The 13,131-nt window shown below is 47.8% G+C and carries 10 protein-coding genes, 1 riboswitch and 1 other annotated feature; of the genes, 5 read left to right on the forward strand and 5 right to left on the reverse strand.

Annotated elements, in window-relative coordinates:
- Positions 1-124: 124 nt before the first annotated feature.
- The 3 genes from purB to mnmA form a co-directional block, all read right to left on the reverse strand.
- Positions 125-1,495: an adenylosuccinate lyase gene (gene purB / locus E6C74_RS09290; protein ID WP_136484438.1), complete on the reverse strand. Its 1,371-nt coding sequence runs from the start codon at positions 1,493-1,495 to the stop codon at positions 125-127.
- A gap of 203 nt (positions 1,496-1,698) precedes the next feature.
- Complete coding sequence (gene hflD, locus E6C74_RS09295) at positions 1,699-2,316, reverse strand: high frequency lysogenization protein HflD (protein WP_136484439.1); 618 nt, start codon at positions 2,314-2,316, stop codon at positions 1,699-1,701.
- Between the two features lie 35 nt (positions 2,317-2,351).
- The gene (gene mnmA, locus E6C74_RS09300) at positions 2,352-3,470 is read right to left on the reverse strand and encodes a tRNA 2-thiouridine(34) synthase MnmA (RefSeq protein WP_136484440.1); all 1,119 of its coding nucleotides are present in this window, start codon (positions 3,468-3,470) and stop codon (positions 2,352-2,354) included.
- 384 nt (positions 3,471-3,854) lie between these two features.
- Between mnmA and E6C74_RS09305 the strand changes: the two genes are divergently transcribed.
- Positions 3,855-5,159, forward strand: coding sequence for an inosine/guanosine kinase (locus E6C74_RS09305; RefSeq protein ID WP_136484441.1), 1,305 nt, complete (start codon positions 3,855-3,857; stop codon positions 5,157-5,159).
- Between the two features lie 331 nt (positions 5,160-5,490).
- Here the strand turns inward: E6C74_RS09305 and E6C74_RS09310 are convergent, their stop codons facing one another.
- The gene (locus E6C74_RS09310) at positions 5,491-5,895 is read right to left on the reverse strand and encodes an H-NS family nucleoid-associated regulatory protein (RefSeq protein ID WP_136484442.1); all 405 of its coding nucleotides are present in this window, start codon (positions 5,893-5,895) and stop codon (positions 5,491-5,493) included.
- A gap of 407 nt (positions 5,896-6,302) precedes the next feature.
- A riboswitch (Lysine riboswitch) is annotated at positions 6,303-6,486 on the forward strand.
- A gap of 111 nt (positions 6,487-6,597) precedes the next feature.
- Here E6C74_RS09310 and E6C74_RS09315 point away from each other — a divergent pair.
- Positions 6,598-8,184: a Na+/H+ antiporter NhaC family protein gene (locus E6C74_RS09315; protein ID WP_136484443.1), complete on the forward strand. Its 1,587-nt coding sequence runs from the start codon at positions 6,598-6,600 to the stop codon at positions 8,182-8,184.
- 162 nt (positions 8,185-8,346) lie between these two features.
- Here the strand turns inward: E6C74_RS09315 and E6C74_RS09320 are convergent, their stop codons facing one another.
- Positions 8,347-9,288, reverse strand: a complete 942-nt coding sequence (locus E6C74_RS09320; protein WP_136484444.1) for a sigma-54 dependent transcriptional regulator — start codon at positions 9,286-9,288, stop codon at positions 8,347-8,349.
- Between the two features lie 396 nt (positions 9,289-9,684).
- Positions 9,685-9,821: a sequence feature (His leader region), on the forward strand.
- A gap of 54 nt (positions 9,822-9,875) precedes the next feature.
- Here E6C74_RS09320 and hisG point away from each other — a divergent pair.
- The 3 genes from hisG to hisC are packed head-to-tail and all read left to right on the forward strand — an operon-like array spanning position 9,876 to position 13,116.
- Positions 9,876-10,772, forward strand: coding sequence for an ATP phosphoribosyltransferase (gene hisG / locus E6C74_RS09325; protein ID WP_136484445.1), 897 nt, complete (start codon positions 9,876-9,878; stop codon positions 10,770-10,772).
- 5 nt (positions 10,773-10,777) lie between these two features.
- Complete coding sequence (hisD, locus tag E6C74_RS09330) at positions 10,778-12,070, forward strand: histidinol dehydrogenase (RefSeq protein WP_136484446.1); 1,293 nt, start codon at positions 10,778-10,780, stop codon at positions 12,068-12,070.
- 5 nt (positions 12,071-12,075) lie between these two features.
- On the forward strand, positions 12,076-13,116 hold the full coding sequence (hisC, locus tag E6C74_RS09335) for a histidinol-phosphate transaminase (RefSeq protein ID WP_136484447.1): 1,041 nt from the start codon (positions 12,076-12,078) through the stop codon (positions 13,114-13,116).
- Positions 13,117-13,131 lie beyond the last annotated feature (15 nt).

Consider the following 13,131-nt stretch of genomic DNA (forward strand, 5'->3'; position numbering starts at 1 on the left):
TCAAAATTTTTCAGGACATCATTTTTTCGGAAATAGAGTCACTTGGTTTTTCTGCACATGATGGTTGGTGATTGACCAACAAAAAAGGGTAGCCGAAGCTACCCTTTGACGTATTCGCTTCAGATTAAAGCTTGTCAGTCAGTTCGATTGCGTAACCGATGTAACTGGCTGGCGTCATCTCTTTCAGGCGTGCTTTTTCTTCAGCTGGCAGCTCAAGGCCATCGATGAAGTTACGCATCGCTTCGCCGTCAACACGCTTACCACGAGTCAGCTCTTTAAGCTTCTCGTATGGCTTTTCGATACCGTAACGACGCATAACGGTTTGCACCGGTTCGGCCAGAACTTCCCAGTTCTGATCCAGCTCTTTCAGCAGTGCATCACGGTTAACTTCCAGCTTGCTGATACCTTTCAGAGTCGAAGTGTAAGCGATGATAGCATAACCCACACCTACGCCCAGGTTACGCAGCACAGTTGAATCTGTCAGGTCACGCTGCCAGCGTGAGATTGGCAGTTTTTGCGCCAGGTGGTTGAATACTGCGTTCGCCAGACCCAGGTTACCTTCTGAGTTTTCAAAGTCGATTGGGTTAACTTTGTGCGGCATGGTTGAAGAACCGATTTCGCCGGCGATCGTTTTTTGTTTGAAGTGACCCAGAGCGATGTAGCCCCATACGTCACGATCGAAGTCGATCAGGATGGTGTTGAAACGAGCAACGGCATCAAACAGCTCTGCGATGTAGTCGTGTGGCTCGATTTGCGTGGTGTACGGGTTCCAGGTTACACCCAGAGACTCAGTCACGAACTCTTCGCTGAACTGGTGCCAGTCGATGCTTGGGTAAGCCGACATGTGTGCGTTGTAGTTACCTACAGCACCGTTGATCTTAGCCAGAATTTCAACGTTTTCGATCTGCTTGTACTGACGCTCCATACGGTAAGCGACGTTAGCCATCTCTTTACCCATGGTTGACGGAGAAGCCGGTTGGCCGTGAGTACGAGACAGCAGAGGGATGTCACGGTATTCGTTTGCCAGCTTGCGAATCGCATCGATGATGTTGCGAATCTCAGGCAGGATCACAGTTTCACGCGCTTCGTGCAGCATCAGAGCGTGAGACGTGTTGTTGATATCTTCAGAAGTACATGCGAAGTGGATGAACTCGTTCACCGCGTGCAGTTCAGGAACGCCCGCCACTTTCTCTTTCAGAAAGTACTCAACCGCTTTTACGTCGTGGTTGGTGGTGCGCTCGATTTCTTTGATGCGCGCTGCATCTTCTTCACTGAAGTTTGCCGCGATCTCATCTAGAAACTGGTTTGCTTCCGCACTGAATGCTGGTACTTCTTTGATCGCATCTGTCGCTGCAAGTTTTTGTAACCAACGGATTTCAACGATAGAGCGGTACTTTAGTAGGCCAAACTCGCTAAAGATGCTGCGTAGTGCAATAGTCTTACTTCCGTAACGGCCGTCTACTGGTGAAACAGCAGTCAATGCTGACAGTTCCATGGGGTTCTCCTGAATTGAGTTTCTAAATTTCGTGTGCTTTATACCAATAACTGTGGCAATTGTCACGAACATTGCGCAATCGTTTGCGGTTGGTTGGTTTCAGTTTAAAAAACATCTTCGGTTGCGGTAATTCCGGCAATTTAAACATGACAGCAACCGAAAAAAATTAGCTCGCGACTAAGCGCGAGCTAATGAATCAATCTTTACAGCCTGGCTAACAGGATTTTAGCCTGCTCAACCATCTTCTTGCGTCCGAAAATCAGGTGACGACGTTTGCCTCCGACCTGACGCCACAGCACTGCACAGCGGATCCCAGACAGCAACAGGGCGCGTACTTTCTGCTGATTACCGGTTTGCTGCAGTACCGCAGGTGTGCCGGTGACCTGAATGCGTGGGCCGATTGGGCTGATGACATCCAGATAAATGCTGGCCAGGTTACTGATCATCTGGTCATCCAACAGATCGAAATGCTCCACCTGACGTTCGATCATCTGGATACGATCCCCTAGCTGAGAAAGGGCATCGCGGCGCTGAGTCAGTTTACGCTCCAGCGCCATCAGGCTGATGATGTAGCGGGTCACTTCGCTGCCTGCAGGCGTGCTGTCGATTCCGTTGACTAAACACTCAAGGCCGACTTTTAGATTAGCCTCACTGCCGAATACGTTGAGTGTATTGGCAGGGTTGGTAGATAAGATGGCCTTGAGAGAAGTTTCAAACGCGTCTGAATCACAGGAACCGTTTTTTGCTACTTGTTGAACCAGGGCAACGGCCTGGCAAATACCGGCAAAAGCGATGGTACGGTCGTAATTTGTGTTAGCCACGTAAATACTCCTAAAGTTGACTAAGTCCTGAATGCCTAAACGATGCGCTCTTCGATGATACCGCCACCCAGACAAACTTCGCCTTGGTAGAATACCGCTGACTGACCCGGGGTCACTGCAACCTGCGGTTCATCAAACATAACTTTGATATTACTGTCATCAAGAGGGATGATAGTACATGGTATATCAGCCTGGCGGTAGCGGGTTTTGACTGTGCAACGTGTTGGTGCTGTAATGATTTCGCGATCTACCCAGTGTAGTTGAGAGGCCACTAAACCCTCTGATTTCAGCAGTGGGTGATCGGCACCCTGAACAGCAATCAGCACGTTACGTTTCAGATCTTTCTCTGCTACATACCAAGGCAATTCGGAACCGTCTTTTAAACCACCGATATGCAGGCCTTTACGCTGGCCCAGGGTTTGATACATCAGGCCTTGGTGTTCGCCGATGACTTTACCTTCCGGTGTTTCGATTTTACCCGGCTGAGCCGGTAAATAGCGAGAAAGGAAATCGGTAAATTTGCGCTCACCGATGAAACAAATACCGGTTGAATCTTTTTTCTTCGCCGTGATCAGCCCTTGCTCTTCAGCAATACGGCGTACTTCTGGTTTTTCCAGTTCACCAACAGGGAACAGGCTGCGTGCGACTTGCTCGTGACTCAGCGTGTACAGGAAGTAACTCTGATCTTTATTGCTGTCCAGGCCTCGCAGCATCTGAGGCTTCTCACCCTGCTCAGGGAAAGTACGGCGTACGTAGTGGCCCATCGCAATGTAGTCTGCATCGAGTACTTCATCTGCGAATTCCAGAAACGCTTTGAACTTAATTTCTTTGTTACAAAGAATGTCCGGGTTTGGGGTACGGCCGGCTTTGTACTCTTCCAGGAAATACTCGAACACATTGTCCCAGTATTCTGCTGCGAAGTTGATGGTATGCAAATAGATACCCAGTTTGTCACAGACCGCCTGAGCATCAGCAAGATCTTCGGCAGCAGTGCAGTATTCTTCGTTATCATCCTCTTCCCAGTTCTTCATAAACAGGCCTTCGACCTGGTAGCCCTGCTGTTGCAGGAGATAAGCTGAAACGGAGGAATCAACGCCACCTGACATGCCGACAATAACTTTCTTTTGGCTGTTTGCGTTGCGGTTTTCTGACATGACTAAACACCACTTAATTAACTAGGAGGCAGATTCTAACAGAAAGATTTTTTTGAGGACAGATCCGCGACTCGAATCACACTTCACACAGACGCTCTCTGCGGTTGTTTAAACGCAGTTTTTGACCAACAACATCATTTCCATGAGGACAGTGTTGCCTGTAAAAACACGGTTAAAGTTGGGGGATGTAAAACAGCGATTAATATAAGGAGATGGGCGTGATCTCATTGTCTAAATAGCGGAGTTCAGAGTGCAATCGTTATTATTTTTGCTATTGCTAAAAATATCATCATTGCAAACGTTTGCTATAATTGTGTGAGTTGCCGCAACATTGGACGCGGGGTAGAATCGCGCATCCTTTCCATCCGAGCCTATACTGACGTTATGAAATTTCCCGGCCAACGCAAATCCAAACACTATTTCCCGGTTCATGCCCGTGACCCGCTTGTGATTCAAGCACAAGAAAGTAAAAGAATGTCACGTACCCACATTATTGGTATTGATCAGACATTGGTTGATATTGAAGCAAAAGTCGATACCGGCCTGATTGAGCGTTATGGGTTGAGCAAGGGGCATTCGCTGGTGATCAGTGATGAGAGTGCAGAAGCTCTATATAGCGAGTTGAAGTCTGAGCAATTGATTACCAATGAATATGCAGGTGGAACTATAGGTAACACGCTTCATAATTATTCGGTATTAGCTGATGACCGTTCAACGTTATTAGGGGTTATGAGTCAGGATATAAAGATCGGCAGCTACGGATACCGCTATCTATGTAATACATCCAGTCGTATGGATTTGAATTACCTCCAAGGTGTTGACGGCGCGATTGGCCGCTGTTTTGCGTTAATTACTGAAGATGGTGAACGAACTTTTGCGATTAGTGAAGGTCAGATGAATCAGCTCAGTCCGGATAATATCCCGGAAAAGATTTTTAAAAGTGCTTCTGCATTAGTGCTCACAGCGTATTTAGTGCGTTGCAAAGAAGGCGACCCTATGCCTGATGCAACCATGCGAGCGATAGAATACGCCAAAAAACATGACGTGCCTGTGGTGCTGACGTTAGGGACTAAATTTGTTATTCAGGATGACCCAGCATTCTGGCAGCAGTTCCTCAATGATCACGTGTCTGTGTTAGCCATGAACGAAGATGAAGCGCAAGCTCTGACCGGCGAAAGCGATCCGCTTGCGGCTTCGGATAAAGCGTTGGATTGGGTTGATCTGGTGTTATGTACGGCAGGTCCTGTCGGTTTGTTTATGGCAGGTTATACGGAAGAATCCAGTAAGCGTGAAACTTCATTGCCTCTGTTACCCGGCTCTATTCCAGAATTTAACCGCTATGAGTTCAGTCGCCCGGCAACCAAAGTCAGCTGTATTAATCCGCTGCGTATTTATTCTCATATTGCGCCTTATATGGGGGGGCCGGAGAAAATAAAAAATACCAATGGAGCAGGGGATGCGGCGCTGTCGGCGTTGTTACACGATATGGCTGCAAATAAGTATCATAAAGAGAACGTTCCTAACTCCAGCAAGCATCAGCACGAGTTTTTGACTTATTCGTCTTTCTCTCAGGTGTGTAAATATTCCAACCGAGTAAGCTATGAAGTCCTGGTTCAGCACTCGCCGCGCTTGTCTCGTGGTCTGCCTGAGCGTGAAGATAGCCTGGAAGAAGCATACTGGGAACGTTAATCGCGGCTCATCAGTGAGCTAGGCTTGATTGCGGCAATAAACTTGATACGTATCTGTAAGCACTGCCAATTTGGTAGTGCTTTTTATTTACCTGCGGGATAAAAATCAACAACAGCGCTGCTTGCTGATTTTGAGTTGATGCCTTTATTGGTTATTGAGTTAAATTATGGAAAGCATGTCGTTTATTGTTTAAGCCACTTATCTGTAACAAAATCTAACGGCGACCTGTGTTAAATCTGTAAGCGGTTTCATGCTCATTCTGTAGCGCATAAATATTTATATCAATAGAAAAAAAGGCCCCCATATGGGAGCCTTATTAAAAGATAAGCTATTAAAGTGCGAAGTCTTCGAGAGATTTACCTTCGTCCAGAGCTTGTTGGATAACCGATGGAGTACGACCTTGGCCTGTCCAAGTCTTTTCTACACCGTTGTCCATGTATTTATACTTAGCTGGGCGAGGAGCACGTTTGCCTTTCGTTTTTGTTTTAGTTTCACCAGCAAGTGCAGTAATAAGAGCATCAACATCAATGCCGTCTTTTGCAATTTGCTCAGCGATAGCGGCTAATTTAGCCTCTTGAGCTTCACGTGCTGCACGTTCTTCTTCTTCCGCTTCTTTGCGTTCTTCAACAACAGTAGATAATTTATCCAGTGCTTCTTCTAGTTGTTCAACAGTCAATTCACGAGCGTACGCACGAAGGCTGCGAATATTCAACAGAGTTTTTGTAATTTCCGACATTACCGATTCCTATGAAATAAATTCTTTTAACAGTTCAATAGTAAACCCAGCGATTTATTCTGGCAACAATGAAAGTGTAATATTAAGAAAAATATTTGTAAAAATAAAATAACTGCGCCGTGGGCAATTTATTACTCCCGCTTCACCCTTATCTTATTTATGGTTTTATTCGCTGAATTGGTTAAAAGGAGCAATTTATCGCACAAACGCAAATAAGCGAAGTGATATTCATTGCATAATTGTATGAAATGGGTCTCAGCAATGAAATGGATTTCAACATTTTGTGATCAAAATTGAGTAACAGGATGTGTTGCATTGATAATTATCATAAGTACAATAGCGCGCACCTGATGCGAAGTTCGGGATGAGAATCTGTTACAACTGCTTAACAGAGATGTTTGTCCTGGTTTCGATGTAGAGGCGCGATATCGATAAGTAGTCATGATTAGGGTGATGCCAGTGAGTTATGACAAAAGGTGATATCGCCGAAGTCAGCACGCCTGTCAATGCGTCTGGCTGGGGTTGTCAGCGAATAGGGACAACACTGCCATAGTCTATTTTTTCCTTAAACTATGGAGCGCTACTGTAGGGTTGGGTGAAGTGTTCGCTTCCCTTTCGCTTAGTTCAACATAAGTTACGCGTTAGTTCGTGTAGTTTGTCTGCAGTAGATCTCTAGCCATTTATTACTGGTTTTTGAAGATCATGAATTTAATTGATTTTGCTACCTCACCGTTTTCTGTACTTCCGCCTTTGGTGGCATTGACGCTGGCGATCGTAACACGCCGTGTTCTGGTTTCACTGGGTGTCGGTATTATATTGGGTGCGCTTTTACTGGCTGATTATTCAGTGGGTGGAGCATTGAGTTACATCGGTGAAAAAGTCTCAAACGTTTTTGTCGAAGACGGCGGACTGAACACCTGGAATATGAGTATCGTCGGATTTCTTCTGCTGCTTGGCATGATGACGGCGCTGTTGTCTCTCTCAGGTGGTACCCGTGCGTTTGCCGAGTGGGCCCAGGTCCGGGTTAAAAGCAAACGTGGTGCTAAGTTGCTGGCGGCATTTCTGGGCGTATTCATCTTCGTTGATGATTACTTTAACAGCCTCGCTGTTGGTTCTATCTCGCGTCCTGTGACTGATCGTTTTAATGTATCGCGCTCAAAGCTGGCGTACATTCTTGATTCGACCGCAGCCCCTATGTGTGTTGTTATGCCAGCTTCAAGCTGGGGCGCTTATATCATGACCATTATCAGTGGTATCCTGGTCTCTCACGGTATTAGTGACTATTCTCCGCTGGGTGCTTATCTGCGTCTGGTACCGATGAACTTCTACGCGATTTTTGCCTTAATCATGGTGTTTGTCGTGGTCTGGTTCCAGATGGATATCGGCCCGATGCGCAAGCACGAAATTGCCGCATCTATGGGTAAAGGTTCCGATGCGGATGCCCAGGCTCGCGATCTGAATGATGAACTGGATATTCGTGAAAGTGAAAATGGAAAAGTGTCTGACCTTATTTTTCCGATTGTGGCGCTGGTTATCGCCACGATTGGCGCGATGTTGTGGACCGGTGGTCAATCATTGTCAGAACAGGGTACTGCGTTCAATATCTTGGGTGCTTTCGAGAACACGAATGTCGGTACATCACTGATATATGGCGGCTTGGTTGGCCTAGCAGTCGCTCTGTTTACCGTCGTGAAGCAGGGGATTGCGATCAGCGAAATTGGCGCGACACTGTGGGTTGGCGCAAAGTCGATGTTTGGTGCCATCCTGATTCTTATCTTTGCCTGGACGATTGGTGCGGTGATCGGTGATATGAAGACCGGTGCTTACCTGTCGTCTCTGGTGCAGGGGAATATCGATTCGCAGTGGTTGCCGGTCATCCTGTTTGTGCTTTCGGGCATCATGGCATTCGCAACGGGTACATCATGGGGTACCTTCGGTATCATGTTACCGATTGCCGGTGATATGGCCGGTGCGACAGACATTGCATTAATGCTGCCGATGCTGAGTGCGGTTTTGGCCGGTTCTGTATTTGGCGATCACTGTTCTCCAATTTCAGACACCACGATTCTTTCTTCTACCGGCGCGCGCTGTAACCATATCGACCACGTTTCGACTCAGCTGCCTTACTCACTGGCTGTAGCGGGCGTTTCGGCGATTGGGTATGTCGTACTGGGTATGACAGCATCGGTATTCCTGTCTCTGGCGGCAGCAACGGCGGTATTTATTGCGGTCTGTTTTGCCTTTGTGACGCTCTCCCGTGCCAAAATAGCGAGCCTGAAAACGGCCTGATAACCGTCTGATAACCAGGTGGCTGTTTGGTAAGCCTGAGCTGGATTATAAAAACTGGCCCGGTTGATAAAAAACTCCGCAAGCGCGGAGTTTTTTATTTGTGTTGAGATGGTCACTGAAGGCGGTATAACCCGGCATGACTCAGAGCAGGCGCCAAACCGCCTATTTCTGCAAATTATATTTCTTTAATAGTCGATAAAGTGTCGTACGTGATATTCCCATATAGCGCGCTGCAGCACTCATATTATGCTTGTGGTCACTGATGACCTGCAGCAGGTAATCAGAATCAATCGTGTCCGATGCCGGTAGCATTTGCCGATCTGCAATTTCAAGCCCCAAATCCGCAATGGTGATGTTTTTGTCTCCGCACATGATAATTGCACGCTGAATGACATTTCTGAGCTCACGCACATTCCCTGGCCATGAGTGGCGGGTCAGATAGTCGACCACGGCTTTACTGAGGTGTTTTTTCTTGCCGTCGCTCAATACGTTGAGGAAATACTGGGCATAATCAGGAATATCTGCCTTACGTTCTCTTAATGCCGGAATATGCAGCGGCAAGATATTGAGTCGGTAATACAAGTCCTCTCGGAAACCGCCCTGAATGATGTCGTGTTTGAGATCGACGTGACTGGCCGCAATGATACGACAGTCAACGGATACCGAACTGTCAGACCCCAGACGTTGCATTTTTTTAGATTCAATAAAGTGCAGCAGATGAATCTGCAAATCAGAGGGCATATCTCCGATCTCATCCAAAAACAGGGTGCCGTGATTGGAACGCTGGATATAACCAATGTGGTCGGCAATAGCGCCGGTAAAGGCGCCTTTTTGATGGCCAAACAGTTCGGACGCGATCAGACCACTGGCTATGGAGCCACAATTGACCTCAATAAACGGATACTGGGCTCTTGCGGACAGTGAGTGAATCAGTTTGGCACACAACCCTTTACCCACCCCGGTTTCACCCTGGATCAGTACTTCGGCATCGCTGGCGGCGTATTTGGAGATTTTGTTGCGTATATCTGCCATACTCGAGCTACTGCCAATCAGCTCCAGAGTTTTATAATCATTCGGGCATAACACATCGACATGGGTGCTCACAGCTTCGTACCTTGTTAAACAAGACTCCATATAACCCTAGTGCTTCTGGGCTAATTAGGGAGCGATTGGCTGTCTTATATATGAGAAAGCTATCGCTCAGACACGTTTTTTTGTGAAGGTAATTGCTGTGCAACGGTTATTTTAAGGTGTTCGCTGAGTAGCAACTCATCAGGCCGGCATTATCAGTGTTGCCGCTCAGATCAGTAAAAGTGATGTCGATCAGCAGAAGTGACGTTGTTCTTTTAAAGGTTGTTACGGTATTTCATACTATTTAACCCGTGGCAGGAAAAAAAATGCAATTAGCAGTTGCAAATTCTGTCGAGCTTAGTTAGTGTTGAAACCAATCAAGTTAACCAGTTCAGAAGTAAATAGTATGCGTAATTTTGTAATGAATATTCATCATCACCATCATCCCTAAGCAGTCTTTCGGGAGATGTACGCATACCCGGGAGGCAGGACTCTCCCGGTGGTTATATGAAAAAATTTTCAGAAATCAGACCCTCGGGAGACAAATCTCTCGAGGGTTTTTTTCTATCTGGCTCAGATAAATCTGAAATAAATTCAATATCTTACAAAGGAATAATGTAATGCAGACACAACGCCTACGAATCGCCGTTCAGAAGAAAGGTCGCCTGAGCAAAGAGTGCCAGGAACTACTGAAAAAGTGCGGTGTTAAATTTAACATCATGGGTGAGCGTCTGGTGGTTCACTCACTAAATATGCCAATCGACCTGCTGCTGGTTCGTGATGACGATATTCCGGGTCTGATCATGGATGGCGTGGTTGACCTAGGTTTTGTCGGTGAGAACGTTCTGGAAGAAGCCTGTCTTGATCGCCAGGCTCTGAACCAGCCAAGCAACTACGTGCCTCTGCGCCGCATGGATTTTGGCGGCTGCCGTCTGTCCATCGCTATCGATAAAGAAATGCCTTACAACGGCCCTCAGGACCTGCGTGGTAAGCGCATTGCAACCACTTACCCTCAACTGCTGAAGTCTTACATGGACAAGCAGGGCATTGATTTCAGTACCTGTATGCTGACGGGGTCTGTTGAGGTCGCTCCGCGCGCTGGCCTTGCTGATGCGATTGCCGACCTGGTATCTACTGGCGCAACACTGGAAGCCAACGGTCTGAAAGAAGTGGAAGTCATCTATGAATCAAAAGCGGTTCTGATTCAGCGTGGTGGTGATTTTGCAGCGGATAAAGTGGCGTTGATCGAGAAACTGTTGGCGCGTATGCAAGGTGTTCAACAGGCGAAAGAGTCGAAATACATCATGCTGCACGCCCCGGCTGACAAACTGGCTCAGGTTAAGTCTCTGCTGCCGGGTGCGGAAGATCCAACGGTTCTGCCTCTGTCTGAAGACAAAACGAAAGTAGCCGTACACATGGTGAGCTCTGAGAACCTGTTCTGGGAAACGATGGAACAACTGAAAGCACTGGGCGCAAGTTCTATCCTTGTACTACCGATTGAAAAAATTATGGAGTAGTCGCCATGAGAACCGTTGTATGGCAATCATTAAGTGAAGAGCAGCAGGATTCAATTCTGCAGCGTCCGGCAATCGCTGAAGGAGCAAACATTACTGCTGCTGTTTCAGAAGTGATTGGTCAGGTCCGTGCCCGCGGTGATGCCGCATTATTGGAACTGACGGAAAAATTTGACCGCGTGAAGCCGGAATCGATCCGCGTTTCTCAGCAAGAAATTGATGCAGCGTCTGAACGTCTGACTGATGAGATGAAACAGGCTCTCGATCAGGCTTACACCAACATTGCTAAATTCCACAAAGCGCAGAAGCCACAACCGATCAAAGTGGAAACCATGCCAGGCGTGGTTTGTGAGCAGGTAACCCGTTCGATCAACAAAGTAGGCCTGTACATTCCGGGCGGCAGTGCGCCGCTGCCTTCAACGGTTCTGATGCTCGGTGTGCCTGCACAAATTGCCGGCTGCCGTAAAGTGGTGCTTTGCTCACCGCCGCCAATTGCCGATGAGATCCTGTACGTCGCCAAACTGTGTAACATTGATGAAGTGTATAACGTTGGTGGTGGTCAGGCGATTGCGGCGATGGCTTACGGCACAGAAACTGTGTCTAAAGTGGATAAAATTTTCGGCCCTGGCAACGCTTACGTAACTGAAGCTAAGCGTCAGGTTAGCAATGATTTCCGCGGTGCAGCGATCGATATGCCGGCGGGCCCGTCTGAAGTGCTGGTCATCGCTGATGAAACGGCTGATGCTGACTTTATCGCGGCAGATTTGCTCAGCCAGGCAGAACACGGCCCTGATTCACAAGTGGTTTTAGTGACGCCGTCACCTGTTATCGCTGATCAGGTCACTGATGCGGTGCAAAAGCAGTTGGCGCAGCTTTCTCGCTCTGCAATTGCTGAGAAGGCACTGGCATCAAGCCTGATTATTATTGCCGAGTCCCTGACTCAGGCGGTCTCTATCTCTAACTACTATGGTCCGGAACACCTGATTGTTCAGACTAAGAATCCACGTGAACTGGTGCCTTTGCTTGATAATGCAGGTTCTATTTTCCTCGGTGACTGGTCACCGGAATCTGTCGGTGACTACGCTTCCGGTACCAACCACGTATTGCCGACATACGGTTATACCCGTACGTACTCGAGTCTTGGTCTGGCGGATTTCAGTAAACGTATGACAGTGCAGGAGCTAAGCGCAGATGGTCTGCAGGCTCTGGCTCCGACAGTGGTTGCAATGGCAAATGCGGAAGGTTTGGATGCACACCGACGTGCAGTCACCATCCGGGTTGAAAAGTTACAAAAGGCGTAATCATCATGGAAAAACTCGCTCGTAAACAAGTTCAGGCACTGACACCTTATATGTCAGCGCGCCGCATCGGCGGTAGTGGTGATGTTTGGCTCAATGCCAATGAATCACCATTCGACAACGAGTATAAAACGGATTGTACCCGTCTTAACCGTTACAGCGATTGTCAGCCGCCTGCACTTATCGAGGCTTATGCGGCCTACGCTGGTGTGCAGGGTAATCAGGTGCTGACCTCACGTGGTGCCGATGAAGGCATTGAGCTGCTGATTCGCGCTTTTTGTGAGCCGAATGAAGACGCGATTCTTTACTGCCCGCCGACCTATGGTATGTACGCGATCAGCGCTGAGACAATCGGTGTTGAGCGTAAAGTAGTGCCTCTGACGGCTGAATGGCAGCTGGATCTGGATGCGATCGAAGCCAATCTGGACAACGTCAAACTGGTCTTTGTCTGCAGCCCGAACAACCCGACCGGTAACCTGGTGAAGCGCACTGATATCGTTAAGCTGCTGGAAATGACCAAAGACCGTGCCATTGTCGTGATGGATGAAGCTTATATTGATTTCTGTCCGGAAGCCTCGACGGTTGATCTGCTGGCACAGTACTCAAATCTGGCGATTCTGCGCACGTTGTCAAAAGCGTTTGCGCTGGCAGGATTGCGTTGTGGTTTCACCCTGGCGAATGAAGAGCTGATTAATGTACTGCTGAAAGTGATTGCGCCGTATCCGGTACCGGTACCGGTCGCCGATATCGCGGTGCAGGCACTGTCTGAAGCCGGCCTGGCTCGTGCTAAGTTCCAGGTTCTGGATCTCAACGCCAACCGTGCTTATCTGCAGGTGGGTCTGCAGATGATTGCAGGTCTCACCGTATTTGAAGGCTGGGGTAACTACCTGCTGGTGAAATTCCCGGATGGCGATGCGCTGTTTAAAGCCGCCTGGGACCACGGCATCATTCTGCGTAATTCACCGATTGAAAACTGCGTACGAATTTCAGTCGGAAACCGGGAAGAGTGTGAAAAAACCGTTGCGTTTATTCGCAATTATTACCAGTAATCGATAATTAATGAA

Origin of the sequence: Vibrio sp. H11, from assembly GCF_004804295.1 — a bacterium.
Lineage (GTDB): Bacteria > Pseudomonadota > Gammaproteobacteria > Enterobacterales > Vibrionaceae > Vibrio > Vibrio ostreae.

Bases quoted from the DNA above. Each gene is read 5' to 3' on its own strand.
- E6C74_RS09305 (WP_136484441.1), top strand. From the start codon at position 3,855: ATGAAATTTCCCGGCCAACGCAAATCCAAACACTATTTCCCGGTTCAT.
- purB (WP_136484438.1), bottom strand. From the start codon at position 1,495: ATGGAACTGTCAGCATTGACTGCTGTTTCACCAGTAGACGGCCGTTAC.
- E6C74_RS09315 (WP_136484443.1), top strand. From the start codon at position 6,598: ATGAATTTAATTGATTTTGCTACCTCACCGTTTTCTGTACTTCCGCCT.
- hisD (WP_136484446.1), top strand. From the start codon at position 10,778: ATGAGAACCGTTGTATGGCAATCATTAAGTGAAGAGCAGCAGGATTCA.
- hisG (WP_136484445.1), top strand. From the start codon at position 9,876: ATGCAGACACAACGCCTACGAATCGCCGTTCAGAAGAAAGGTCGCCTG.
- hisC (WP_136484447.1), top strand. From the start codon at position 12,076: ATGGAAAAACTCGCTCGTAAACAAGTTCAGGCACTGACACCTTATATG.
- E6C74_RS09310 (WP_136484442.1), bottom strand. From the start codon at position 5,895: ATGTCGGAAATTACAAAAACTCTGTTGAATATTCGCAGCCTTCGTGCG.
- mnmA (WP_136484440.1), bottom strand. From the start codon at position 3,470: ATGTCAGAAAACCGCAACGCAAACAGCCAAAAGAAAGTTATTGTCGGC.